This window comes from Sphingomonas sp. CL5.1 (genome assembly GCF_013344685.1).
Classification (GTDB): Bacteria; Pseudomonadota; Alphaproteobacteria; order Sphingomonadales; family Sphingomonadaceae; genus Sphingomonas.
In genome coordinates this window covers 1,714,956-1,739,382 of record NZ_CP050137.1, presented here as the reverse complement: position 1 = coordinate 1,739,382, position 24,427 = coordinate 1,714,956, and the positions used below count along the sequence as shown (strand labels likewise).

General features: G+C 66.6%; 29 protein-coding genes, 1 tRNA gene and 1 pseudogene. 18 read left to right on the top strand and 13 right to left on the bottom strand.

Features of this window, described 5'->3' with window-relative positions; genetic code table 11:
• Positions 1–9: 9 nt before the first annotated feature.
• Genes hpnE through hpnA form a run of 5 tightly spaced genes read right to left on the bottom strand, consistent with a single transcriptional unit; the run spans position 10 to position 5,015 of the window.
• The gene (hpnE, locus tag F9288_RS08495) at positions 10–1,266 is read right to left on the bottom strand and encodes a hydroxysqualene dehydroxylase HpnE (protein WP_174836220.1); all 1,257 of its coding nucleotides are present in this window, start codon (positions 1,264–1,266) and stop codon (positions 10–12) included.
• Complete coding sequence (hpnD, locus tag F9288_RS08490) at positions 1,263–2,087, bottom strand: presqualene diphosphate synthase HpnD (protein ID WP_174836219.1); 825 nt, start codon at positions 2,085–2,087, stop codon at positions 1,263–1,265. The genes hpnE and hpnD overlap by 4 nt, the downstream gene beginning before the upstream one ends.
• Complete coding sequence (hpnC, locus tag F9288_RS08485; protein ID WP_174836218.1) at positions 2,084–2,908, bottom strand: squalene synthase HpnC; 825 nt, start codon at positions 2,906–2,908, stop codon at positions 2,084–2,086. Before hpnC ends, hpnD begins: the two co-directional genes overlap by 4 nt.
• Complete coding sequence (locus F9288_RS08480) at positions 2,905–4,023, bottom strand: glycosyltransferase (RefSeq protein ID WP_254621134.1); 1,119 nt, start codon at positions 4,021–4,023, stop codon at positions 2,905–2,907. Before F9288_RS08480 ends, hpnC begins: the two co-directional genes overlap by 4 nt.
• A complete protein-coding gene (gene hpnA / locus F9288_RS08475; protein ID WP_174836217.1) occupies positions 4,020–5,015 on the bottom strand; it encodes a hopanoid-associated sugar epimerase in 996 nt (331 codons plus the stop codon). Before hpnA ends, F9288_RS08480 begins: the two co-directional genes overlap by 4 nt.
• Before the next feature lie 44 nt (positions 5,016–5,059).
• Between hpnA and hpnI the strand changes: the two genes are divergently transcribed.
• Genes hpnI through F9288_RS08450 form a run of 5 tightly spaced genes read left to right on the top strand, consistent with a single transcriptional unit; the run spans position 5,060 to position 10,397 of the window.
• A complete protein-coding gene (hpnI, locus tag F9288_RS08470; protein WP_174836216.1) occupies positions 5,060–6,214 on the top strand; it encodes a bacteriohopanetetrol glucosamine biosynthesis glycosyltransferase HpnI in 1,155 nt (384 codons plus the stop codon).
• Positions 6,211–7,656, top strand: coding sequence for a hopanoid biosynthesis associated radical SAM protein HpnJ (hpnJ, locus tag F9288_RS08465; RefSeq protein WP_174836215.1), 1,446 nt, complete (start codon positions 6,211–6,213; stop codon positions 7,654–7,656). The genes hpnI and hpnJ overlap by 4 nt, the downstream gene beginning before the upstream one ends.
• A gap of 5 nt (positions 7,657–7,661) precedes the next feature.
• Complete coding sequence (gene hpnK, locus F9288_RS08460; protein ID WP_174836214.1) at positions 7,662–8,492, top strand: hopanoid biosynthesis-associated protein HpnK; 831 nt, start codon at positions 7,662–7,664, stop codon at positions 8,490–8,492.
• Positions 8,493–8,502: 10 nt separating this feature from the next.
• Complete coding sequence (locus tag F9288_RS08455; protein ID WP_174836213.1) at positions 8,503–9,411, top strand: ferritin-like domain-containing protein; 909 nt, start codon at positions 8,503–8,505, stop codon at positions 9,409–9,411.
• Positions 9,408–10,397 (top strand): lysylphosphatidylglycerol synthase domain-containing protein, encoded by a 990-nt coding sequence (locus F9288_RS08450; RefSeq protein WP_174838976.1) that lies wholly within the window; start codon positions 9,408–9,410, stop codon positions 10,395–10,397. Before F9288_RS08455 ends, F9288_RS08450 begins: the two co-directional genes overlap by 4 nt.
• A 109-nt stretch (positions 10,398–10,506) precedes the next feature.
• Here the strand turns inward: F9288_RS08450 and F9288_RS08445 are convergent, their stop codons facing one another.
• Positions 10,507–12,831 carry a nitric-oxide reductase large subunit gene (locus tag F9288_RS08445; protein ID WP_174836212.1) on the bottom strand — a complete coding sequence of 775 codons (2,325 nt, stop codon included), beginning with the start codon at positions 12,829–12,831 and terminating at the stop codon, positions 10,507–10,509.
• A 37-nt stretch (positions 12,832–12,868) separates the two neighbouring features.
• Entirely contained in the window at positions 12,869–13,345 is a 477-nt protein-coding gene (locus F9288_RS08440) for a hypothetical protein (RefSeq protein ID WP_174836211.1), read from the bottom strand.
• A gap of 103 nt (positions 13,346–13,448) precedes the next feature.
• Between F9288_RS08440 and F9288_RS08435 the strand changes: the two genes are divergently transcribed.
• The 3 genes from F9288_RS08435 (at position 13,449) to F9288_RS08425 (ending at position 14,346) form a co-directional block, all read left to right on the top strand.
• Complete coding sequence (locus F9288_RS08435) at positions 13,449–13,712, top strand: DUF6522 family protein (RefSeq protein ID WP_174836210.1); 264 nt, start codon at positions 13,449–13,451, stop codon at positions 13,710–13,712.
• A 160-nt stretch (positions 13,713–13,872) separates the two neighbouring features.
• Entirely contained in the window at positions 13,873–14,046 is a 174-nt protein-coding gene (locus tag F9288_RS08430) for a peptide ABC transporter permease (protein ID WP_254621133.1), read from the top strand.
• Between the two features lie 12 nt (positions 14,047–14,058).
• Positions 14,059–14,346, top strand: a complete 288-nt coding sequence (locus F9288_RS08425) for a DUF3175 domain-containing protein (RefSeq protein WP_174836209.1) — start codon at positions 14,059–14,061, stop codon at positions 14,344–14,346.
• Between the two features lie 27 nt (positions 14,347–14,373).
• On the opposite strand, the gene F9288_RS08420 is transcribed toward F9288_RS08425, so the two are convergent.
• The 4 genes from F9288_RS08420 to F9288_RS08405 all read right to left on the bottom strand — a co-directional run bounded on the left by F9288_RS08420 (position 14,374) and on the right by F9288_RS08405 (position 17,131).
• Entirely contained in the window at positions 14,374–15,501 is a 1,128-nt protein-coding gene (locus F9288_RS08420) for a glycosidase (protein WP_174836208.1), read from the bottom strand.
• Positions 15,498–16,040: an SDR family oxidoreductase gene (locus F9288_RS08415; RefSeq protein WP_254621132.1), complete on the bottom strand. Its 543-nt coding sequence runs from the start codon at positions 16,038–16,040 to the stop codon at positions 15,498–15,500. Before F9288_RS08415 ends, F9288_RS08420 begins: the two co-directional genes overlap by 4 nt.
• A gap of 85 nt (positions 16,041–16,125) precedes the next feature.
• A complete protein-coding gene (locus tag F9288_RS08410; protein ID WP_174836207.1) occupies positions 16,126–16,266 on the bottom strand; it encodes a hypothetical protein in 141 nt (46 codons plus the stop codon).
• Between the two features lie 46 nt (positions 16,267–16,312).
• Complete coding sequence (locus F9288_RS08405) at positions 16,313–17,131, bottom strand: class I SAM-dependent methyltransferase (RefSeq protein ID WP_174836206.1); 819 nt, start codon at positions 17,129–17,131, stop codon at positions 16,313–16,315.
• Positions 17,132–17,323: 192 nt separating this feature from the next.
• On the opposite strand from F9288_RS08405, the pseudogene F9288_RS22380 reads away from it, so the two are divergent.
• The 4 genes and pseudogenes from F9288_RS22380 to F9288_RS08385 all read left to right on the top strand — a co-directional run.
• Positions 17,324–17,884: pseudogene (locus F9288_RS22380) on the top strand (hydrolase); the annotation flags it as partial.
• Positions 17,885–18,019: 135 nt separating this feature from the next.
• Positions 18,020–19,849 (top strand): hypothetical protein, encoded by a 1,830-nt coding sequence (locus F9288_RS08395; RefSeq protein ID WP_174836204.1) that lies wholly within the window; start codon positions 18,020–18,022, stop codon positions 19,847–19,849.
• A gap of 338 nt (positions 19,850–20,187) precedes the next feature.
• Positions 20,188–20,577 (top strand): hypothetical protein, encoded by a 390-nt coding sequence (locus F9288_RS08390; protein WP_174836203.1) that lies wholly within the window; start codon positions 20,188–20,190, stop codon positions 20,575–20,577.
• A 102-nt stretch (positions 20,578–20,679) separates the two neighbouring features.
• Entirely contained in the window at positions 20,680–21,090 is a 411-nt protein-coding gene (locus F9288_RS08385; RefSeq protein WP_174836202.1) for a BLUF domain-containing protein, read from the top strand.
• A 284-nt stretch (positions 21,091–21,374) separates the two neighbouring features.
• Here F9288_RS08385 and F9288_RS08380 read toward each other — a convergent pair whose 3' ends face one another.
• Entirely contained in the window at positions 21,375–21,536 is a 162-nt protein-coding gene (locus F9288_RS08380; RefSeq protein ID WP_174836201.1) for a hypothetical protein, read from the bottom strand.
• 168 nt (positions 21,537–21,704) lie between these two features.
• On the opposite strand from F9288_RS08380, the gene F9288_RS08375 reads away from it, so the two are divergent.
• From F9288_RS08375 to F9288_RS08365, 3 genes are all read left to right on the top strand, one after another.
• Positions 21,705–21,887, top strand: coding sequence for a CsbD family protein (locus F9288_RS08375; RefSeq protein WP_174836200.1), 183 nt, complete (start codon positions 21,705–21,707; stop codon positions 21,885–21,887).
• A gap of 183 nt (positions 21,888–22,070) precedes the next feature.
• Positions 22,071–22,232: a hypothetical protein gene (locus F9288_RS08370; protein WP_174836199.1), complete on the top strand. Its 162-nt coding sequence runs from the start codon at positions 22,071–22,073 to the stop codon at positions 22,230–22,232.
• Between the two features lie 58 nt (positions 22,233–22,290).
• Positions 22,291–22,725, top strand: a complete 435-nt coding sequence (locus tag F9288_RS08365) for a hypothetical protein (RefSeq protein WP_217482606.1) — start codon at positions 22,291–22,293, stop codon at positions 22,723–22,725.
• 286 nt (positions 22,726–23,011) lie between these two features.
• Here F9288_RS08365 and F9288_RS08360 read toward each other — a convergent pair.
• Positions 23,012–23,101: transfer RNA gene (locus F9288_RS08360), tRNA-Ser, on the bottom strand.
• Positions 23,102–23,246: 145 nt separating this feature from the next.
• On the opposite strand from F9288_RS08360, the gene hspQ reads away from it, so the two are divergent.
• The 3 genes from hspQ to rpmA all read left to right on the top strand — a co-directional run bounded on the left by hspQ (position 23,247) and on the right by rpmA (position 24,402).
• The gene (gene hspQ / locus F9288_RS08355; protein WP_254621131.1) at positions 23,247–23,624 is read left to right on the top strand and encodes a heat shock protein HspQ; all 378 of its coding nucleotides are present in this window, start codon (positions 23,247–23,249) and stop codon (positions 23,622–23,624) included.
• Between the two features lie 120 nt (positions 23,625–23,744).
• A complete protein-coding gene (gene rplU / locus F9288_RS08350) occupies positions 23,745–24,119 on the top strand; it encodes a 50S ribosomal protein L21 (protein ID WP_174836198.1) in 375 nt (124 codons plus the stop codon).
• Between the two features lie 13 nt (positions 24,120–24,132).
• Positions 24,133–24,402, top strand: coding sequence for a 50S ribosomal protein L27 (gene rpmA / locus F9288_RS08345; protein WP_174836197.1), 270 nt, complete (start codon positions 24,133–24,135; stop codon positions 24,400–24,402).
• The last annotated feature ends 25 nt before the right edge of the window (positions 24,403–24,427 follow it).

The window sequence follows — 24,427 nt, the reverse complement described above, 5'->3', positions numbered from 1 at the left end:
GCCCCTCCCCTATCGCGTCCGACCGCCGATCGCCAAGGCCGCCGCCGTCTCGCCGGAACGGAGCGCGCCCTCGATCGTCGCGGGCAGGCCGGTCCGCGTCCAGTCGCCGGCGAGGAACAGGTTGCGCCAGCGCGTCGCGGTCGGCGGGCGCTTCGCATCCTGCCCGGGCGTCGCGGAGAAGGTCGCGCGCTTCTCCTTGACGATCTGCCACGGCGGGAGCGGCGCGTCGAAGCCATAAGCGCGCCGGATATCGTCCCAGAACAGCCGCGCGAGTTCCTCCCGGTCTTGATCGACCAGCGCGTCAGCGTGGCTGACGGTGACGGAGATGCGGTCGGAAAAGGCGAACAGCCATTGCGCCGCGCCGCCGATCACGCCGAGCATCTGCGGCGCGGTCGATGGTGGCCGGACGGCGAAATGCGCATTGACTATGGCATGAAAGGCATCCGGCGCTGAGATTTCGGGGAGCAGCGCGCTCGCCACCCACGGCGGGACCGCGAGGATCACCGCCTCATCCGCCGCCACCGGTTCCGCCCCGCTCCCCCAGTCGAGCGCGGTCACCCGATCGCCCTCGGTCGCGATCGCGCGGAGGCGCTTGCCGAGCGCCACCGGCGCGTCGCGCGCGGCGAGCCACGCCAGCGCCGGATCGATGAAGGCGGCGGCGAGCGTCGGCTCGGCGATGCGCGGCAAGCTCGCCTTGCCGCCACGCAGCAGCGATTCGCGCAGCACTCCGGCGGTCAGCCGCGCGGAACCCTTCTCCGGCGGCGTGTTGAGCACCGCGAGCAGCACCGGCTCAAGCAGCCTGTCCCATACCGGACCCGCCGCATCGATCCGCTCTCCGACGCTATCGGATGGTCCGCCACCCAGCAGCTTCGCCAGCGGCAGATAATCCCTCAAGCTTGAGCCGGGGACGCGCCTGCCCTCCGCCAAGACCCACCACGGCAAGCGGCCGTCGTTGATGCGGATCGTCCAGCGCGCACCATCGGCGAGATCGACGAAGGCGAAATCGGCGTGATCCGGCCCGGTAAGCGGCGTCGTTGCGCCAATCGTCGCGCGGAACCGCTCAACCGACCTGTTACCGGCCAGCACGAGGTGATTGCCGTTGTCGATAACCAGCCCGAGCTGCGGATCGCGATACGAACGGCACCGCCCGCCCGCCTGCGCCGCCGCATCGGCGATGCGCACCGCCACTCCCGCCGCTACCAGTCGCACGGCCGCCGACAGCCCCGCCAGGCCAGCGCCGACAATCGTCGCCCGCGCGAAGCTCAACGCGTCACCAGCAGCCGCGCGAGCGTCCACAGCAGCGCGGGCTTGCTCACCTTCACTGGCGCGCGTGGCGGCGCCCAGCCGCGCGCCTCCATCCGCCGCAGCAGCTTCGAATAGACCGCCTCCATCAGCCGGGGCGCGAGCAGATGGCCGGGCGGCCGGGCGGCAAGGATCGCGTCGGCGGCGCGATAATGATCGTGCGCCAGCGCCACCAGCGGCCGCACCGCCCGATCAAGGCGCGGATCGGCCGCCACCTCCGCCGGCGTGGTGAGCGCGACGCCCGCGTCCGCCAGCGCCTCGGCGGGAAGATAGACGCGGCCGATCGTCGCATCCTCGTCCACGTCGCGCAGGATGTTGGTGAGCTGGAGCGCGCGGCCGAGATGATGCGCAAGCTCGATGCCCTCCGCGCGCGGCATCCCGAACACGCGGACCGACAGCCGCCCGACCGCCGAGGCGACGCGGTCGCAATAAACGTCCAGCTCCGCCATCCCGGGCCAGCGGATATCGCGCGCGACATCCATCGCCATGCCGTCGATCACCGCGTCGAAATCGGCGCGGTCGAGCGCGAAGCGCCGCACCGCCTCCGCCACCATCGCCGCCTGCCCCGGATCGCGCCCGGCGTAGAGCGCATCGAGATCGCGCCGCCATTGTTCCAGCGCGGCGGCGCGGGTCGCGCGGTCGCCCTGCTGGTCGTCGGCGATGTCATCCACCGCGCGGCAGAAGCCGTAGATCGCGAACATCGCCTCACGCTGCGCCTTGGGCAGCACGCGCATCCCAGCGTAGAAGGAACTGCGCGAGGCGGTGGTGGCGGGCGCGTCGCTCATGCCGCGCGCCTCAGCAGCGTCGGCACCGCCGCGCCGAGCGCGAGCCACGCCGCCTCGACCTTGCCGTGGTGGACACGCTCGCTCAGCGGATCGCGCGTCTCGAGCCGGTCGCACAGGCTCTCGGCGAGCCGCTGAATCACCGCGACCTCCGCCGCCAGCCGCCGATCGCGGATCGCCGCCGCGAAGCCGGCCGATCGCGCGAGCAACCCGCGCGTCCGCCCGACCAGCGCGGTGAGGATCGCGCGCAACGCGGGCGTCGCACGGTCGCGGCGCAAGTCCTCGATATCCACGCCGGTATCGAGCGGGATATAGACGCGGCCGAGCGCCCGGTAATCCTTGCCGCAATCCTGGAGGTGGTTGATGACCTGCAACGCGGCGCACAAGGCGTCATTGGCCGGCCACAGGTCGCGGCTCTCGCCATGCACGTCGAGCACGTAGCGGCCGACCGGCATCGCGGAGAGCCGGCAATAGCCGATCAGGTCGTCCCAGTCGCGGCAGCGTGTCTCCGTCACGTCGCGGACGAAGGCGTCGAGCAGTTCGTGCGCATGGACCGGGTCGATCCCGCGCGCCGCCATCGCCTCGCGCAGCGCTATCGCCTCGGGCGCGCCCTCCCCGTCCAGCCCGGCACGCATCTCCGCGAGCAGGTCGAGCCGCGTCCGCTGCGACGCATCGGCATTGTCGGCAATATCGTCGGCCGCGCGGGCGAAGCGGTAGAAGGCCATCACCGGCGCGCGCGCCTCAGGGCGCAGCAGGAAGCTCGCCACCGGGAAATTCTCGTCGGTATGGCCCTTGCCCGACACGAGATCGGCTGCCTTCGTCATCCGCCCGCCGCCGCCTGTGCCCTGCCCTTCCACATGCCGCCCCGTCCCCGCACGTGCTGCCACGCCGATAGCAAGGTGCAAGCGGCGTAGAAAGCCGCGATCGCCGGCAGCGCCACGCCCCACAAGGGCGAGCGGCGATAGAAGGCCAGCATCGGCTGGAAGACGATCGCCATTAGCGCCCATGCCGCCAGCCCGGCGAGACGGGTGAAGCCGCTCGCGAAGATCGCCGCGATCGGCGGGACGAGATACATCAAAGCCAGCCCCAGCATGGTCCCCGCCAGCAGCCACGGCGAATAACGGAGCTGCGCATAGGCCGAGCGGGAGATCATCGCCGCGACCGAGCCGAAGGTGTCATAATGCCGGATGCTGCGCGATCGGTCGGTGAGGCCGATCCAGATGCGTCCCTGCCGCTTGAGCAACGCGCCGAGCGTGCAATCGTCGATCAGCGCGTCACGAATCGCGGCGATCCCGCCCGCCGCCTCAAGCGCGGTGCGCCGCACCAGCATGCAACCACCGGCCGCGCCGCCAAGGCCCGTGGGGCGGTTCACCAGCCCGAACGGATAGAGCATCTGGAAGAAGAAGACGAAGGCGGGGATCAGCATCCGCTCCGCCAGCGTCTCGCAGCGCAGCTTCGCCATCAGGCTGACGAGCGCGAGGCTGCCAGCCTCCGCGCGGGCGACCAGCATGCGCAGCGTATCGGGCGCATGGGCGATATCGGCGTCGGTCAGCCAAAGATAGGTCGGTGCGTCACCGGCATGCTCGACGCCCTGCCGCACCGCCCACAATTTGCCGGTCCAGCCGGCCGCGAGCGGCAGGCCGGTCAGCACCTCCAGCCGCGCCGCGCCCAACCGACGCGCGATGTCGCCGGTGCCGTCGCCGGAGGAATCGTCCACCAGGATGACTCGGAAGGGGCCTGGATAGTCCTGCGCGATCAGGCTGGCGATCGACTCCGCGATCACCGCCGCCTCGTCGCGCGCCGGCACCACCGCGACCACCGCCGGCCAATGCGCCGGCTCCGGCGGCAGGTCGCGGGTGTCGCGCTCGCGCGTCAGCCAGAAACCGTGCCGGGCGAAGACCAGCACCAGCCAGACCGCGAGCGCCAGCGCGGCGATCACCGGATCATCCCCGCCTCGCGGAACCAGCCGATCGCATCGGCCAGCGCCTCACCATGCGGCCGCGCGCGATAGCCCAGTTCCGCCTCCGCCTTGGCCGAGCTGAAGAACATCCGGTGTTTCGCCATCCTGAGAGAATCGAGCGTCAGGAACGGCTCCCGCCCGGTGATGCGCGCCAGCCGCTCATTGGCCCATGCCAGCGGAAAGAGCGGCGCGCGCGGGATACTGACCGCTGGCGGCCTGCGTCCGACGATCGCTGCGATGCGGGCGAGCATGTCGCCCAGCATCACGTCCTGCCCGCCGAGGATATAGCGTTCGCCGATCCGCCCCTTGTCCAGCGCGAGCAGATGCCCCGCCGCCACATCGTCGACATGGACAAGGTTCAGCCCCGCATCGACATAGGCCGGCATCCGCCCGTTCGCCGCCTCGACCACGATCCGCCCGGTCGGCGTCGGCTTCACGTCGCGCGGTCCGATCGGGGTGGAAGGCTGGACGATCACGGCGGGCAGGCCGCGCGCCGCGACCATTTCCTCGACCAGCCGCTCGGCGATCACCTTGCTGCGCTTGTATGCACCGACCGCCTGATCCGGCGTGGCGGCGTCGCGTTCGTCGGCGGGCCGGTCGTCGCGCGGCCTGAGGGTGGCGACGCTGGAGGTATAGACCAGCCGCTCGACCCCGGCGGCGAGCGCCGCTTCCATCACCACACGGGTCATCGCGGCGTTGTTGCGGACGATCTCGTCCGGGTCAGGCGCCCAGAGCCGATAGTCGGCGGCGACGTGGAACAAATGCCCCACCCCTTGCATCGCCCGCGCCACCGCATCGCCGTCGCGCAGGTCGCCCTCGACCAGCTCGCCCGGAAAATCCGCGAGGTTCCCGCGCGGGCTGGACGCGCGGACCAGCCCGCGCACGGGCGCGCCGCGCGCCGCGAGCGCATGCGCGACCGCCGATCCGACGAAGCCCGATACGCCGGTGACGAGGGTGAGCGGTGGTGCCACGCCTTCGCTCTACACAGCGCCGCCGGAGCCGGATAGGGGGACGCATGGCCGCCTTATTGCCCGCGATCGGCTGGATGCTTCTCGCCCTTGCGCTGATCGGATCGCTCTACACGATCGCGTCGGCGATCACGCTGCGCGGGTTCCTTGCGAGCGCCAACCGAACCGCGCGACGGTCGGACGGCGTGACGATCCTCAAGCCGCTGCACGGCGCCGAACCACGGCTGGCGGACAATCTCGCGACCTTCCTCGAACAGGAACATGACGGCCCGGTCCAGCTCCTCTGCGGCGTCCAGCGCGCCGACGATCCGGCATTGGCCGCGGTCGAGGCGTTGAAGGCACGTTTCCCGCAGGCGCGGATCGACGTGATCGTCGACCCCACGCCGCACGGCGCGAACGGCAAGGTCGCCAACCTCATCAACCTCGCGCCGCATATCGCGCATGATGTGGTCGTGCTGAGCGACAGCGACATGGCGGCGGCGCCCGATTATCTCGCGGGCGTGCTCGCCGCGCTCGACCGGCCGGGCGTTGGCGCGGTGACGCTCGCCTATGCCGGGCGTGGGGACGCCGGCTTCTGGTCTCGCCTCGCCGCCGCCGGGCTGACATGGCAATTCCTGCCGGGCGCGGTGTTCGGCGTCGCGCGCGGCCTCGCGCGGCCGTGCATGGGCTCGACCATCGCAATGCGGCGCGGGACACTGGCGGCGATCGGCGGGTTCGACGCCTTCGCCGACGTGCTGGCCGACGATTACGCCATCGGGCAGGCGATCGCCGCGCGCGGGCTGACCGTCGCGATGCCGCCGCTGCTCGTCACCCATGCCTCGATCGAGCGCGATTTCGGCGACTTGTGGCGGCACGAGGTGCGCTGGGGCGCGACGGTGCGCGATCTGGTGCCGTTCGCGCATGTGATGGGGGTGATCGCCATGCCGCTGCCGCTGGCGCTGCTGGCCACGCCGTTCCACCCCTTGCTTGCGCTGGCGCTGGCCGGATTCGCGCTACTGGCGCGGCTCGCCGCCGTGCTGACCGCCGACGCGCGCGCGGGGCGACGGACCGCGCCTTTATGGACCTTCCCCTTCCGCGATTGCCTGACCTTCGCGGTTTTCCTCGCCAGCCTCACCGCGCGATCGGTTGATTGGCGCGGCGCAAGGCTTAGAATGGAGCAAGACGGCCAGATCTCGGCCGAACCGGAGAATCTCCGTACATGATGCGTACCCTGTTCCTGCAAGGCCCCTCGTTCGACGGTTATGACGGCGGCGCCGGCGCGCGCTACCAGATGAAGCGCGAGGTGCGCAGCTTCTGGTATCCGACGTGGCTTGCCCAGCCCGCCGCGATGATCGAAGGCTCGCGCCTGATCGACGCCCCCGCCCACGATCAGGGCTGGGACGATATCGCGCATGAGGTGGACGGGAAGGACCTGATCGTCCTCCACACCTCGACGCCCAGTTTCAACCAGGACGTGCGCACCGCCGAGCTGATCCGCGCGCGCAACCCCAGGGCGCTGATCGGCCTCGTCGGCGCCAAGGTGGCGGTGGAGCCGGACAAGAGCCTCGCCGCCTCCGCCGCGATCGATTTCGTCGCGCGCGAGGAATATGACTTCACGCTGGTCGAGATCGCCGAAGGCAAGCCGCTGGCGGAGGTGGACGGCATCACCTGGCGCGCGCCGGGCGGGGAGTTCGTCCGCAACCGGGACCGCGCGATGATCGAGGACATGGACGTCCTCCCGATGGTCTCGCCGGTGTACAAGCGCGACCTGACGATCGAGAAATATTTCGGCGGCTACCTGCGCCATCCTTACGTCAGCTTCTACACCGGGCGCGGGTGCAAGAGCCGCTGCACCTTCTGCCTGTGGCCGCAGACCATCTCCGGCCACCGCTACCGCTTCCGCTCGATCCTCAAGGTGATCGAGGAGGTGCAATATATCCTGAAGGAGCTTCCCCAGACCAGGGAGATCTTCTTCGACGACGACACGCTGACCGACAATCACGATCGCGTCGAGGAACTGGCGAAGGCGCTGGGCGAACTCGGCTTCGGCAAACCCGGCTTCCCCGTGTCGTGGAGCTGCAACGCCAAGGCCAACGTCCCGCGTAAGACGCTGGAGGTGCTCAAGGCGAATGGGCTGCGGCTGCTGCTGGTCGGCTACGAAAGCGGCAACCAGCAGATATTGCACAATATCAAGAAGGGCCTGCGCGTCGATGTCGCGCGGCAGTTCACCAAGGACTGCCACGAGCTTGGCATCGTCATCCACGGCACCTTCATCCTCGGCCTCCCCGGCGAGACGCTGGAGACGATCGAGGAGACGATCCGCTATGCGATCGAGATCAATCCACACACCATCCAAGTATCGCTGGCCGCGCCTTATCCCGGCACCTTCCTCTACAATCAGGCGGTGGAGAATGGCTGGTTCGACGGCAGCGACCACCTGCTGACCGACGGCGGCAACCAGATCGCGCAACTGAGCTATCCGCACCTGTCGTCGAAGGTGATCTTCGACAAGGTGGAGGAATTCTACAAGCGCTTCTATTTCCGCCCGCGCAAGATCGGCTCGATCGTGGGCGAGATGGTGCGCGACTGGGACATGATGAAGCGCCGGCTGCGCGAGGGCGTCGAGTTCTTCGATTTCCTGCGACGCCGCAAGGAAGCCGCCTGACCGCCTTGCGCCGCCTGATCGTCACCGCCGACGATTTCGGCGCCTCGCCGGAAGTCAACGACGCGGTCGAGCAGGCGCATCGCGGCGGCATCCTCACCGCCGCCAGCCTGATGGTCGCGGGCGACGCCGCCGCCGATGCGGTGGAGCGCGCGCGGCGGCTATCGACGCTTGGGGTCGGCCTGCATGTCGTATTGGTCGAGGGTCGTCCCGTCCTGCCGCCGGAGCGGCTTCCGGCATTGGTCGACGCCGCCGGCATGTTCCGCACCGACATGGCGCGCGCGGGGCTGACGATCTTCGCCGCCCCCGCCGCGCGCCGGCAGCTCCGCGCGGAGATCGAGGCGCAGTTCGCCGCCTTCGCCGCGACCGGCCTGCCGCTCGATCACGTCAACGCGCACAAGCATTTCCACCTCCACCCGACGATCGCCGGGACGATCCTCGCGGTCGGGCGCCAGTACGGCATGAAGGCGGTGCGCGCGCCGGTGGAACCAGCCGCCCCGCTCCACGCGATCGACGGCACGCGGACCGGGCCGCGCATCGAGACGGCATGGGCGAAGCTGGTCCGCCGCCGGATGCGGCGCGCGGGGATGGTCGTGCCCGATCAGGTGTTCGGCCTCGCCTGGTCCGGCGCGATGACCGCCGGGCGGGTGCGCAGCCTGCTCGATCGCCTGCCCGACGGGCTGTCCGAGCTTTACACCCATCCAGCGACCGCCCCCTGGCCCGGCGGCGCCCCCGGCTACGATTATCCGGGCGAACTGGCGGCGCTCACCGACGCGCTTGCGCAAGCCGCGATTGCGCGCAACAGCATCGCGCTCGGGCGGTTCGCCGATTTCACATGAGGATGCGCGCATGAATCTCGTGCCCGATTGGGACCAGTTCGATGCCTCGACGCCCTTGCCCGCCGGCAAGGTGAAGCTGGGCAGCCCGGGGCATCTGATGCTGTTCAGCCGGATGCTGCTCGACACGCACGATCCCTATCGCCCCGCGCTGATCGACTGGCCCGAGCTGGAGCCGGAGACGCGCGACAAGATCGTCTCGCTGCCGATCTGGGACATGGCGGTGCAGACCGAGGGGCGCACCGGCCTGTTCGTCAAGACCTTCGGCGAGACGGTGAAGGACCCGCTGCTGCGCTCCGCCGTGCAGATGGACGCGTTCGAGGAGCGCCGCCACAAGGTCGTCCTCGCCGACATGGTGCAATCCTATGGCATCGAGCTTCAGCCCGAGCCGGACTACGTGACGCCGAAGGATGCCGAATGGGCCTTCATGCGATCAGGCTATTCGGAGTGTATCGACAGCTTCTTCGGCTTCGGGCTGTTCAGGCTCGCCAAGGATACGGGCTTCTTCCCGCCCGAGCTGATCGACACGTTCGAGCCGGTGATGCGCGAGGAAGGGCGGCATATCCTGTTCTTCGTCAACTGGGTGGCATGGTGGCGGCGCAACATGCCGTGGTGGCGGCGGCCGTATTTCGAGGCGAAGGTGATCGTCGTGTGGCTGTTCCTGATCTGGGAACGGATCGACATGGCGAAGGGCATGGGCGACAACACCAAGGCGCAGGAGAACAACTTCACCCTCAACGGATCGAAGGAACTGGGCGTCGAGGTGACTTTCCCGGAGCTGGCGGCGATCTGCCTGTCGGAGAACGACCGCCGCCTCGCGCCCTATGACCGGCGCCTGATCCGCCCGCGCTTCGTGCCGGCGATGATGCGGCTCGCGCTGAAGCTCATGCGCAAGCCCGCGCCGGCGGGAGACGCCGCCTGAGGATTTCCGCGCGCGCCGGCCTGCTGCTGGCGACCATCGCCGGGCTGGGCGTCGCGCTGTGGACGTTCGGCGAGACCGGCCTCGGCGATATCGTCGCGGTCGCGCGGCGGATCGGCGTGGGCGGCTTCTTACTGTTCTGCCTGTGGTCGCTCGGCACCTTCGCGCTGCTCGGCGCGGCGTGGCTGGCGGCCGCGCCGGGCGAGGCGATCGGCCGTATCCGCGCCTTCACCTGGGCGCGGATGGTGCGGGAAGCAGTGTCGGACCTGCTGCCGCTGTCGCAGCTCGGCGGCGTGGTGATCGGCGCGCGGACGCTGACCACCGCCGGTATCGCGACCCCGCGCGTCTATGGCTCGATGGTAGTCGACATGACGACCGAGATGGCGGCGCAGCTCGTCTATACCTTGTTCGGGCTGGCGATGATCGCCTCGCTCTTGATCGGTGATGGCGCGGCGGCGGCGCTGCGCCCGGCGATCCTTGGCGGCACCGGGATCATGGTGGCGGTGATCCTGCTGTTCTTCGTCGCGCAGCGCGCCGCGTTCGACCTCACCGGGCGCATCGCGGGCCGGCTGGTACCGCAATCGCAGGCGGCGATCGCCGATATCCGCGTGGAGCTGGCGCGTATCTACGCCCGGCGCGGTCGGGTGGCGAAATCGTTCGCCTTCAACCTCGCCGGATGGGTGGCGAGCGGCGCGGGGGCGTGGCTGGCGCTGCACCTGATGGACGTGCGGATCGCGATCTGGGACGTGATGTCGCTGGAAAGCCTGATCTTCACCTTGCGCAGCGTCGCCTTCTTCATTCCCGGCGCGCTCGGCGTGCAGGAGGCGGCCTATGCGGTGGCGGGGCCGCTGTTCGGCCTGCCCCCGGAAAGCGCGCTCGCCCTGTCACTCGCCAAGCGCGCGCGCGACTTGGTGATCGGGCTGCCGACGCTGCTCGGCTGGCAGCTCGCCGAGATCGACGGCATCGTCGCGCGCCGCGACCGGCGATAGCGGGCGGCGGGAAACGACCCGCCACAGGCGCGCGAGCAACCCGCGCCGTCGCTCGACCGAACGGGCGCAGCGCGGATCGATCGGCCCCGGCGGGAGAACCTCGCCGCATTCAGGGCACAGCATGGCCACCCTCCCCGCCGGCATCGTCGGACGGCTGCGCGCTGGCGAGCGCCTTGCCCTTCACGAAGAAATCCCACGCCATCAGCACCGCGCCGGCCGCGAACACCACGTCGCCGGGCAGCCGCATCCATTGCCAGAACAGGGTGCCCTGATAGAATTCGAGGCTGCGCGCATAAGCAAGGCCATGCTCGTACACCGCGTCGAGCTGCGGCCAGCCTATGGGGAAGAAGTTGAGCAATATCCACAGCACCAGCCCGGCATTGTAGAGCCAGAACGCCCACAGACCGGGCTTCTCGTTGAACGGATGGCGCTCGCCCGCGGCATAGCGCAGGCAGAAATAGACCAGCCCGATCGCCAGCTCGCCGAATGCCCCGAACAGCGCGGTATGCGCGTGGTTGAGCGTCAGGAACGTGCCGTGCTCGTAATAATTGACCAGCGGCGCGTTGAGCGTCCCGCCCCCGAACACGCCCGCGCCGACAAAATTCCAGAAGGCCGCACCGATCACGTAGAGATAGGCGAGGCGATACTGGAAATCCCGCGTGCGCCGGATCAGCCGGTGGTTGTTGATCGCCTCGATGATGAGCAGCACCAGCGGCAGCACCTCGATGAACGAGAACATGCTGCCCATCGGCACCCACATGCTCGGCCCGCCCGCCCAGTAGAGGTGATGCCCGGTGCCGATCACCCCGCCGAGGAAGACGAGGATCAGCTCGAAATAGACCGCGCGCTCGGCAAGCTGGCGCGAGACGAGGCCGACCGACATCAACAGATAGGCGCTCATGCAGGCGGCGAAGAACTCGAACGACTGCTCGACCCACAGATGCACCACCCACCAGCGCCAGAAATCGGTGATCGAGAAGGATTTCTCGATCCCCGTCAGCGGGATCATGCCGAACACGTAGAGCGCCGCGATGTTGATCGTCGAGGCCCAGATCAAATGCTCCATGCGGATGCGCCCGGTCCAGAACTGGCCGGCGGCGGTGCGGAACAGCGCGCGGCTGGGCCAGAGCGCGCGCATCACCAGCAGGCTCCACAGCGCAAGGCCGATGAAGAAGCCGATCTGCCAAAAGCGCCCGAGCTGGATGTATGACAGCCCCTGGTTGCCGAACCAGAACCAGCCCCGGTCGATCACCCCCATGATGCCGAGATAATCGCCAACCAGCGCGCCTGCGACGACCACCACCGTCGCCCAGAACAGGAGGTCGACCAGCACATGCTGCCCCTTCGCCTCGCGCCCACCGGCGATCGCGGGGGCGAGGAACAGGGCCGCGCCGATCCACGACAGGCCGATCCACACGATCGGCGCCTGGATGTGCACGCTGCGCAGGAAGTTGAACGGCAGCCAGCGGTTGACGTCGATCCCGTAGAACGCCTCGCGCTCGTAATAGGAATGCGCCATCACCGTGCCCGCGCCGATCTGCACCAGCAGCAGCGCGGCGACGACGAGGAAATATTTGCCGATCCGTTTCTGGCTGCGCGTGAGCGGGCGGAAGCCGGCCAGCACCGGGTCCATCGGCGCCTCGTCCGGCCCGTTCAGGAAGAATTCGTAGATGAACAGCACCAGCCCGAAGGCGAAGAAAGTGAAGCAGAAGCTGATCCACGTCCATCGGAAGGTGTTGGTGGTCGGCGTGTTGCCGACCAGCGGCTCATAGGGCCAGTTCTCGGTCCATGACCAGGTGACGCCCGGCCGGCGCGCGACCGTGGTGAGCGCGGAAAAGACGAGGAAATCGGCGGTCTGCCGCGCCAGCGCCGGATCGAGGCTGTGCGCCGGCGTCCAGCCGCGCTTCGGATCGGACAGCGCCAGCCCGCGCGCCAGCTCGTCACGCACCGAGATCATCGCGCCGGCCTCGCTGTCTGGCAGCACCACCTCGCGCCGCGTCAGGTCGATGCCGTGGAGCGCCTTCCGCATCGCGGCGGTGGCGGCCGCCTGCTGCTCGTCGGGCAGGCTGGCGAAGGCGCGGCCGTAGCGCGCCCGCGCCTCCGCCTCCCGCGCGGCGGTGCCGATCCGCACCAGCGCCGCGGCGGTGTAGTCCTCGCCGTAATAGGACCCCATGCCGTAGATGCTGCCGTAATCCATCAGGTCGGCTTTCTGGAAACCGCCCTTGCCGGCGATAACGTCGTCGCCGGTCATCACCACTGCGCCGCCCCGCGTCACGAAGCGGTCGGGCTGCGGCGGGACGGCGCGATAGGTGGCAACGGTGGCCCATGCGAGCAGCCCGAAGGTCAGCACCGCCACCGCGAGCAACACCCACTTGAGGACGGCGCTGACCGGATCGGCCAGCGGCGGATCGATCTGCTCGGCTTCCAGCGTCATCGACAATCCCCCTACCCGCTATGTGATATTGCCTTCGTCAGAAGACCGACCAGCCGTGGCTGCCGGCGACCGCGCCGAACACGGTGATCAGGCCGAGCGCGAGCAGCACGACATGCGCGCGCTGGAGCCAGGCGAACGCGCCTTCCGGATAGCGCTCGACCCAGCCGGGAAAGCGGCGGTGGAGCACCAGCGGCTCGCCGACGAACAGCATCAGCGCGAAGATCAGCCACACGCAGACCATCGCGTGCATCCACCAGAAGCCGGGTTCGCGGAACCGGTCCCACAGGTCGAGCTTCGCGATCATGTACAGCCCGGTCGCGCCGACGAGCAGGACGGCGGCGCGGGCCTGCCACACGAAACGATGCTCGATCGCCTGGAACGCCGCGAGCCGGTCCGCGCCCAGATCGCCGCGACGCGCGGCCGGGATCGCCACCGTCGTCGCCATGCCGACCCCGCCGATCCACACCACCACGCCAAGGACGTGCAGCGCGCGGGCAAGTGCCAGACCATCCATTCTGCCGGACCTCCGATCGCGCGCGTTCTACCCCGGCGCGAGACGGGCGGATTTGCGCTGGCGCAAACTTTCCGGCGGCAAATAGATTATGCTCGCTCCCGTGATGACGAAGGTCAGGTTCGATAATGGAGCGGTGGAGGTTGACGCCGCGCTGATCGCCGCCGGTCTGGGGATCGCCCCCGAACAGGTGCAGGCGGACATGCGCGCGGGGCGGATCACCTCGGTATGCGAACGCGGCATGGATGAGGATGCCGGCACGTTCCGCCTGAGCTTCTTCGCCGGCAACCGCCACCTGCGGCTGACGGTGGATGCCGGCGGCGAATTGATCCGCCGCTCGACGGTGACGACCAGCGATCCGCCGCGCTGAAGGCGCCAGCGCACCGCTCAGGCTCTGCGTGGTCTCGAAACGCGGATCGCCTTCCATCACGCGCTGCTCCCACCGACATGCAGGCGCTTTTCCGCAAACCTGGATCAGTAGGCGACAGGAAAGCCGGAACGGCCGGCCGGTCCGGGAATTGAGCTTGCACTTGCAGGAGAAGACCTTGGCGCGCGATCCGGACCCACCCATCCACCTTGCCGGCCGGAAGGCGCGCGGCGGTGAAATCGTCCTGCGTACCCGCCGGCAGCGTTCCATCTTTCTGGGCGGCCTGATCGGCGTCGGGCTTTTCGCCCTCCTGCTCGGCGTGGCCGGTTGCGCCTGATCGGAGCCTGGGATGACACAGCACAAATGGTCGCACGAGGTGACCGAACATTCCGACGCCCTCGATCTGGAGCGGGGAATGTTCACGATGGACGATCCCAAGGCCATCGCGCAATCGCTCAAGCATTCTGCCGAACACAGCAAGCGCCGCAAGGGCACACCGCTGCAATCGACGATGGGGATGCTAACCTTCTACATCAACCGGGCCGGCGACAACCTGTCCAGGCAGGATCACGAAAAGCTGGAAAACGCCAAGGACGAGCTGCGCGCGCTGTTCGGCAGGGACCCTTCCGGGCAATGACCCGGCCATCGGGCTGGCTGTTCCCGCTCACGATCCCGGACTGAAGCGGGATTTCGGGATATGCGTGATCCGGCACGCCAGGTCCGCCTCCCCGGAAGCGACGACATATACGTCGTCCAGCTCCGCGATGCCGGTGGTGAACACCACATCGCGGACATACATCTGATGCTCGATCGGCCGGGTCAGCGCGGGATTCGCCTCGAGCAGCGGTGACGCCTCCGTTCGAATGACGCGCGACGGGTCCGTCGGATCGAGCAGCGACCAATAGGTGCGGTATATACCGACGATCTCCTTCGGCTCCACCCCGTGCCAGAGCGACAGCCAGCCGCCATCGACCCGGATCGGTGGCGTTCCACCTCCCATCCGCGCGGTGGCGACGGTGTCGGCGCGCGGCCGGATGCCGGGCTTGAGGAACGGGCGCCAATGACGCGCATCGGGAGATACGGCGAGATTGATCGACGGGCCGGCGCGCCATTCGCTGCCGGGAGGATAAGCGAAATAGAGATCGCCGAGCGGTCGCGTCTGCGCCCAATATTGTCCGTCGATACGCCCCTCGAAGATCAGCATGTCCTTGTTCTGGTGATCGAGCACGATGCCGTCGAAGCGCCAGTCCAGCCCGTTGTCGGAAACGTAAAGTGTGGTCGAATGCCGCTCCGGGCTGACCGAACAGGTGGTCATCAGCCATTTCCCGTCGATCCGGCTGATCCGCGCATCCTCCACGCCATAGCACTGCCATTCGCCCGCCGGCGCGATCGCACGGCCATAATGGATCGCGACGATCTCCAGCCCGTCGGGCGAAAGCTCCACGGGCAAGAGCCACGAGAGCGACGTCAAGGCCATGATCTTCCACCCGCCGCCATGCAGCATGAACTTACGCGGGTCCGCCGTGTTGACCAGTTCGAGCGGCCAGCCGTCGAGCACATAACGCCCCTCGTCCAGCCGGATCGCATGGACCTTGCCGCCATGGATCGGTTCGCGCAGCGCCTCGGCGATCCGCACCATCATCAGCAGGTTGCCGTTCGGCAGCCGCGTCAGGCCGGGATTGAACGCGCCGAGCACATAGGTTTCGGCATCGAGCTGGCCGGCGAGCGGCGATCTCGAAAGATCGATGTCGTCCGGAACGAGGACGAGCCTGTCGACGGGATAGTCGCTCACGGGCACTTGCGCCGCGTTTCGACGCGCATGAAGGAGACGGCAGCCCTGCGCGGCTGGGTGAGCATGAAGTGCGCCGCGACGGCGATGTCCTCCGCGCGGAGCATCTGGTCCCGCGCGATGAGCGCGCGCTGCTTTTCCGGCGGATAGTCCGGATATCGGAAATCGGCCCCGGTGAAGCCCGGTTCGATCAGGCCGATTTTGATGTCGCTCCCTTCCTTCATCCGGTTGACGGCGGCCTGGGTGCCGGTCGGACAGGAAGTGAAACCGACCGCGATCTGATAGTCTGTATCGGCGCCGGAAGTGTCCGGCAGGGCTTCGGCGGGGATCGCCGCGTTTATCGCCGCAATATCGAGCCTGCCCAGACAGGCACCCGCCGCATCGAAGAACCTGTCGGCCTCCTCGCGCCGGGAAAGGTCGACGGTGATCCCGATGGTGCCGCCGGTAATGACGGCCCTGCGCCCGAAAAGGCGCGGCTGCCCGGTATGGGCATCGGCGAGGTTGTTCGGTCGGGCTACACTGGACACGCGGCGCTCCTTCAACCCTCAAAAAGAGCCGAGCAGGCGATCGGGTTCCGCCGGGCGCGGGGCGAACATCCGTGCGCGATATACGGAGCGTGCAGGGGGCCTAATCCGGTGCTCGCCGGAGAATGCCCGCGATTATTGGCCTTGCCATCTTCATGACCACGATCGTGCGCGCGATCACCGTGCGATCGTCGAGGAATTCGGCAGCTATGCGCGTATTGCCGCCACCGATCAGCCCGACCATGTCGCGTTGCACCGCGGCGGATGTGCGCCCTGTCCTCGCGGACAATTCAAGTGTGGAGTCCCCCGTCCTGCAACTCGATAACGCGGAGATAGTTTGCGAGGCGGTTTTGCTCGAGCGTGGCGAGCAGCGGATTTTGGTGGAACGGCAGCAAATGCTGCCCCAGTGCTTCGCTCCACGGCGCGTCTTCGCTGAACAGGACGCCCAGCCCAAAGACCGCGTTGATCTCGGCAAAGGCAAGGGTGCGGCCATTGTCGCGCAGGTCCGCAACAAAATCCTCGACCGCGCAAAGCACGCCGTTGCGCGGGCCGCCTTCATGACAGGCAAAGGCAAACTGCCCGTTTCCACGAAAGCCGCCGCGGGGCACCAGCGCGTTCGAGCCGGGCACCGCGCCCCCGTCATAATCATGGGCGTGACGATAGTCGGCCGGGATCGCTTCCGGCGCGTAATACATATCCCGCCGGGCGGCCGGCCAACCGATGTCGTGCAGGAAGACAAGCAATGGCCTGTCATGCTCGCGGCAGATGGCATCGATCCGGTGCAGTTCGTGATAGACGGTGAACCAGTTGTGGTCGCCGTCGATCAGCCACGCGTCCGCCGGCCCCACATGATCGAGCGCGGCAAGACTCGGCTGGGCGATATGGCGAACCGCCGGATTGGCCGCCAACCAGGCGGTGAACGCCGGCTTGACGGAAGGATCGATGCTGGTGAGCGATCCATTCACCGATGATGCATGATCGGCGAGCAATTTCGACATTCCACCGAACTCGGCGCCGATCTCCACGATCTCCCGCGCCTCCGCAATGGCGAGGCCGGCGAGAATAAGATCGGAGAATTCGGCCATGGAATGAATAAGCAGGTCCGGCATCTGGGTGCCCTTTCGATGTCGACCGCAGTCGTCGCAGGCCGTTCCTAGCATTTGGTTAACCACGGGAATTAAAACACTGGAGCCGATCGCCGGGCGGCGTCACACCGGATTAACTAACGAACGAGGTTAACTTTTCGGCAATCCAATTGCCCGTATTCCGGCGGATACAATATCAACGCCACCGCCCGAAAGATGAGCACGATGCGGAAGACGGTTACTCCAAGAGACGTCGCGACGTTGCTGGAAAACGCCCCGGCAGGAATCCGTGTCCTTTCGCTCGATTGCTTCGATACGCTGATATGGCGCGCGACCAACCTGCCGCAGGACGTTTTCGCGGAGTTCGATTATCCCGGTGGCGGGATCGAGCCGCGCGTCCAGTCGGAGCAGGCGGCGCGCCGGTTGCGGCTGCGCAAGGACGGACTTTCCGAGGTCTCGATCGAGGAAATCCACGCGCACCTGCCTGGCGATGCCGATGCCGGCGTGGCACGGGAACTGGCGCTCGAGGCGCGGCATTGTTTCGCGTTCGCCCCCACGGTGGCGCTGATCGCGGACGCAAGGGCGCGTGGGCTGAAAGTCATCATCGTCAGCGACACCTATCTGTCGCGATCGCAATTGCATGGCCTGATCGCGGCTGTCGGCGGAGAGGAAATGGTCGGCATGATCGACCAGATATTCTGCTCGTCGGAATACGGCCGGTCGAAGGGTGCGGGGCTGTTCACTCATGTGCTGCGCGAAATCGGGGAATCGCCGAAGGCGATCCTGCATGTCGGCGATAATCTCGATGCGGATGGATTGGCGGCGGAAGCGGCGGGATTGAATGCCGTCCACATCCGGCAATTCGACGATGCGACGGCGAATATCCTGCGCCTTGAGGCCAATGCGGCGGTGATGCTCGATCCGATGACGCGCGTTCGACGACCGATGGTCCAGTTGCACCGCGCGCCGCTTGCCCTTCAGGAACGCCGCGATCCGGCATGGCACCTCGGCCACGATATTGTAGGGCCGGTGCTCGACGCGTTTTCGCGTTGGCTGAAAGCGGAGGTGGAGGCGGTTGCCGCCGAAACCGCGCGCCCGGTCAAGCCGCTGTTCCTGCTGCGCGACGGCTTCCTGCCCCATGCGATGTACGAAGCGATCGGCGGCGAAGGCGCCAGCGTGGCGATCAGCCGCTTCGCCGCGCGGCAGGCATCGTTCGGCGATCGGACCGCGGTGGAACGCTATCTGGACGAGGAAGGCACCAATCGTGTCGATGTGCTTGCGGCGCAACTCGGCCTGACTCCGGCCGAAACTGCAAAAATCGGCGAGACGAACGCCGCTTTCCGACGCAACATATTCGCGCCCGAAACGCTGAGCCGCATTATCAGGCGCAGCGCAGCCTATGCGAAGCGCCTTATCGCTCATGTCCGGCGGGAGGCGAGGATCGCCGATGGCGACATCGTGATGCTGGTCGACCTCGGCTATCGCGGAACCGTGCAGGATCTTGTCGCGCCTGTTCTGGAAGATGGTCTCGGCGTTACCGTCACCGGCCGTTATCTGCTGCTCGCGAACAGCAACGTCGATCCCGAACGGAAGCGCGGCCTGTTCGATTCCCGCCACTACGATCACCGGCTTCTGAGGGCGCTGTGCGGCCAGATCGCAATTCTTGAGCAAGTCTGCACATCGAGCACGGGATCGGTGCTCGATTACGCCGACAACGGGCGCGCCAGGTGCCGGGCCTCGCGCGTCGACGGCGCGCAATCGGAGACGCGCGCCAGGATTCAGACCGGCGCGATCGCTTTCGCCCGGTCGTGCGATGCGGCTTTCCATCGTCCGCCCGCTGTCGACCAACCGGATGCGCGGCGGCGGATGGCGCTCGCCATTCTCGGGCGATTGCTGTTCATGCCGCAGGCGGACGAGGTGGCTATCTTCAGCCGGTTCGAGCATGATGTGAATCTCGGCACCGACGATCTCGTCGGGATGGTCGATCAGGAAGGCGCGCGCCGGGAATTGCGTCGCCACGGCATGGCCTATGTGCGCCGTGTCGATCGCATGTTTCTTTCGGGCGAGTTGCAGGCACATGGCCTGCCGATCTCCTTGTCGTGGCTTTCGGCCAATCGCTTCGGTCTCGATTTGCGGCTGGTCGATTTTGCCGTCGAAAAGCTTCCCGTTCCGGTTCTTCTCGCGGCTGGTGGCGAACAGCTCGTTCAAAGCCTGACGGCATCGCCCACTCATGACGGCTTCTACGTGCTGAATATCCCGGTGGGGGCGGCGAAATTCGATGCGGGGGTCCAGATCGGGGCGCTTGGACAGGTCGTCCAGATCGGCGAAATCGCGTTCCATCGCATCAGCATGTTCGGCGCCGGCAAGCCCGGGATCGCCGCTTCGCCGATCGCCGCCAACCCGGTGTTCGATTCGATGACGGCGCTCGCCGACGGCCTGTGGCGATGCGACGGAAACAGCCTGTTGTTCGTCCCGCCGCCACGCGTGGCGTTGGATGAGCCGCTGGTCCTGTCGATCGTCTTCCGCCCGATCATCGAACAAGCGCAGAGCGTCGCTCGTTGCGGCGACACCGACACCGACACCGACAATGCGCCGGCCGCCGGCCGCCGGCCGTCAAGAGGCTCACGCTTGTCTGTTGGTAAACTAGCGCGCGCAGCGGGTCGCACGCACGGGCTGGCATTCAACCCAGGTGGCACTGCGCACCGACCAGTGTCTTCAGGCTTACGCCCCCAAGGCTCTTAGCATTGAGCATATTCGCCCCAGAACGGGAAATGCCCGCTGCGAGAGCGCAGCGGGCATATTTATGAAGTTAGGCGATACAGCGAGCGGTCAGGGTTTGGGCTTCCTGTTCCGATGCCGCTTGGCGAGAAACTCCGCGCGCAACGAAGAGCATCGTGTCGGCGGCGGCTCGCCCGGGGGCTTATGCCGCTTGCGTGCCGGTCGAAACGTTATCGAACCGACAGGGCAGGTCATTCTTGCCGCCAAGTCCGCCGGAGTTACGGCCAGAGCCGCCAGATGTCGGAATCGACGAGGGCCATTATGACGGTAGGCGCCGCCGTTCGCTCGGTCGCCAGCATGCCATGTGGGCGATCTTCCCGGACGGCGAAATCCATCGTTTCGGCCGCCAGAGCTTCGCCACGATGGATGAGGCGCGCGACCCGGAATGCGAAGCGGCGATCACGGCGGCCGATATCATCGTCAATCCCTCCCACGACCGCATGGGCAACGCCGGAATGCTGCACGCCAAGCGCTGCCTGCTATCCGCCCCGGCGGGCAGGAAGCACCCGCGCATCTACGTGTCCTGCTCGAACTGGAACACCGACACCGCCAACGGCGCGCAATCGCCTTCACCCACGCTGCATACGGTCTATGTCGACGTCACGCCGATCGAGGGCGAGGAATATCAGGACGGCACCTTCGGGCTGGTCTATCGCCATTGGGAAGTGCCGCCGCGCTCCCGCGCCGGATGAGCGCTGAACGCTGCGTTGATCGCAGCACCAGCGGCGAGCGTAGCGGGATGATTGCGCTGATCGATCTTGCTAGGCCGCATTGCTGACCCCATAATCCCGGCAATGCGTCAGGTCATTTACCGCAGCATATCGACGGCCGCCTCAGGACTCGCGGCCGACGATGCCCCCGAAATTTTGAAGGTCGCGAAAGCACTCAATGGCGTCGATGGAATAACCGGCATCCTTTACATCGACGGCCAGAATTTCCTTCAGGTGATTGAAGGCGAAGCCGAGAGCATCGCCGGCTTGCTGGAGCGATTGCTCGCCGATCCCCGGCACATGGACATCGCAATCCTATCCGACACATCGATCGATGAACGGGAGTTCGGCGATTGGACCATGGTCCAGCGCGACCCGGTGGACGATATCGGAGGCTTTAAGGCGGATGACTTCGACGAGCGAATGCGCGTGCTCTTGTTCACGGCGTCCCCGCAAACGGTGGAGCATTTTTCGCGACTTGCGCTTGCCGCGTAGCTTTCAGCGCGGCCACCTCTAGCAGCAGGCGCTTCGCCCCACTCGGCCAGATAGAAACGCCCACTCGAAATTAACGATAGGGGCCGGTTCGCAAGCATTCCTTCACGAAGTTACCCCACGTAACGGGCTGCGACCCGTGGGTTGCCGTATTTGCCTCCCTACGCGCAGGTTCTCCCGGAACTGGCGGCGAAGATGCGCGGGCGAGGCCGGCAGGAGGCATCCAAGGGGACACGGCGAGGCGGTGGACCGGGATGAGGTCCAGCCGACCGAAGTGAAAGCGTCCGCTAGAGCCGATCCGTTCGACGCCGGCCAAACCGCTTCCCGTCCGCAGTCACGCCGCCGCGCCTTGCCGCTTCAAGCGCGCTCATCCGACGCTCCAGATCGAATAGCCAGATGGCACCGAGGATCAGCACGGCAACCAGCACAACGGTAAGCAACAACAACATGGTCGACCTCCACGGCGTCTTCCACGAATGTCGAATAACGCTCGAGCGCCAGAACCGTGGCATTATCCGGTCCATTAGATGAAATCGACCTAACTTCGATCAGGTGCGGAACGCCTCGCGCGTCCAGGCATTCCGAAACCACCAATCAGGAGAGAAGCAATGGAAGCAATGGGTGAGTTCAAGGACAAGATGAAGGGCACCGCGAACGAGGTTGCCGGCAAGGTCAAAGAGGAAATCGGTAAGGCGACCGGCGACCGCAAAATGGAGGCCAAGGGCGCGGCGCAGAATGCCAAGGGACACGTGCAGAAGGCCACTGGCGACATAAAGGGCAAGATGGGCGACAAGATGTAAAGCATTGGCGCGGGCCGATGGTATCACTTCGCCCGCGCCATTTGCTGGAGCCAGCGCGCCCTGGTCATGGTCATCGGATGCCGGGTCTGCGCGGCCAAATGCGGCCAGCCGGATTGAGTCAGCAACCATGTCCCATTGTGATATCGTCTTGGGCAGCCGGGCGACTCACGATGGAGTGGAGAGATGGACGGCAACGCGAACCGCCGCGCAGGCAACAGGGAATATTACCAGCGACGCGCCAAACAGGCTCACGAGGTGGCGGACGCCGCTGCCGATCCGCATACGCGCAGGCTGCATTTGGCAATGGCCGGGCAGCATGAACAACGGGCGGCACTGAAGGACTGAACCCGGACGGCGGAAAATCGAATTAACCTCGATCAGCACGCCGGAGCGCCATTAGCCATTGATCGTTATCGCGCTGCCCGAAGCCATCATGGCAACTTCGGTGCGATGGGAAAACTTGGCGCGGGCGCATGGTGTCACATTGCTCGCGCCATTTTTTCGAGTCAGCGGCCAGGATCGATGCGAGGAAATCGACTTTATGGTCCGGCTGTTGCACGGCGCCATCCGCAGCAAGGCCGCCGGGATCAATATTCTGACCCTTGGTCCACCCGGCGTCGGCAAGACCGAACTGGCGCGGACACTGGCCGCCGAACTGCTCACATGGCTCGATCGCCATCCGCTCCCGGTCATCGCCGCCACCAACCACGCGCACAAGCTGGACCCGGCGGCGCTGCGCCGGTTCGTATTCAAGCTGGATTTACGGCCGTTCGGGAAGGCGCGGGTCGCTCGCGCGTTCGATATCTTCTTCGGAGTGCCGGCGCTCCTTCCGCGATGAGGGGCGATTCGGCCATGGGATGATCTGCGTTACCCGTAGCTCGCAGTAGTTGGACTGGGAAGTGCGAGAACGGCTGGATTTCTTAGTCTCAACCGCTTCCAGCGGGATAGCGGCATTCCGTTATGACGCACTTTGGAGCGCTTACGATCACGTCTTCAATGCCCCGTCATCGCTGCCTTTGATCGTTAAAGGCCACGATAGCTCGCCCAAGGCCGGATCAAAAATAGGCACGAACGTGGGCACAGGTGACTAAAATCTGCTTATTCGGTTGATATATGAGAATTTTTGGCGGAGAGGGTGGGATTCGAACCCACGGTGAGCTTGCACCCACAACGGTTTTCGAGACCGTCCCAATCGACCACTCTGGCACCTCTCCGCAGAGGATGTCCGCCGGCATGGCGGGCGATCGAGGGCGCGCCTCTAACCGCTGTGACCGGCATGTGCAAGCGGGTTGCGCCATGACCGGGGCGCGCGGCATCGAGGCATTGCCGCTGGTGGGTCTGGACCCTAGATAGTCGGGTATGACGATCAAAGCCGCCTCGCTTTCTCGTGACGCCGCCATGTCCGCCCCACCGATCGCGCACGCGCGTTTCGCGATCGGCGACGTGGTGCGCCATCGCATGTTCGATTTCCGCGGCGTCATCTTCGACGTCGATCCCGTCTTCAACAACAGCGACGAATGGTATGAGGCGATCCCGGAGAAGATCCGGCCGCGCAAGGACCAGCCCTTCTATCATCTGCTCGCCGAGAACGCCGAATCGACCTATGTCGCTTATGTCAGCCAGCAGAACCTGGTGGCGGACGACAGCGACGAGCCGATCGACCATCCCGCGATCGCCGGGCTGTTCAACGATTATGCCGATGGCCGGTACAGCCTCAGGCGCGAACACCGGCACTGATTATCGGAGCCGCGCGGGGCTGGAGAGCGGTTGACAGAATCACCCGCCTGCCTTAACCGCGCCGCTTCTCCCGACGGGCGTGCCTGTTCGGGTAATAGCATTTGGAAAGTGACAAGGGCCATGTTCGCAATCGTGCGCACGGGCGGCAAGCAGTATCGCGTCGCCGCCGGAGACAAGATCGTCGTCGAGAAGATCGAGGGTGACGCAGGTTCCTCGGTGACGCTTGGCGACGTGCTGCTCGCGGGCGAGGGTTCGGAACTGAAGCCGACCGCCGGCCTCACCGTCGCCGCCGAGATCATCGCGCAGGCGAAGGGCGAGAAGGTCATCGTCTTCAAGAAGCGCCGCCGTCACAACTATCGCCGCCGCAACGGCCACCGCCAGCAGCACACGATCCTGAAGATCGTGTCGATCGGCGCCGCCGAGAAGAAGAAGGCCGCCCCGAAGGCCGCCGCCAAGCAGGCCGAGGGCGACGCCGCCCAGGCCGCCGAAGCGTAAGGAGTAGATCGCAATGGCACATAAGAAGGCAGGCGGTTCGTCGCGTAACGGTCGTGATTCGGCCGGTCGTCGCCTCGGCGTGAAGAAGTTCGGCGGGCAGGAAGCCGTCGCCGGCAACATCCTCGTGCGCCAGCGCGGGACCAAATTCTATCCGGGCCGCAACGTGGGCATGGGCAAGGACCATACCCTCTTCGCGCTCGTCGATGGCCGCGTCGTGTTCCACGACGGCAAGCTTGGCCGCAAATTCTGCTCGGTCGAGATTATGCAGGCAGCGGCCGAGTAACATCGGGCAACCAGCCGGGTTGCCC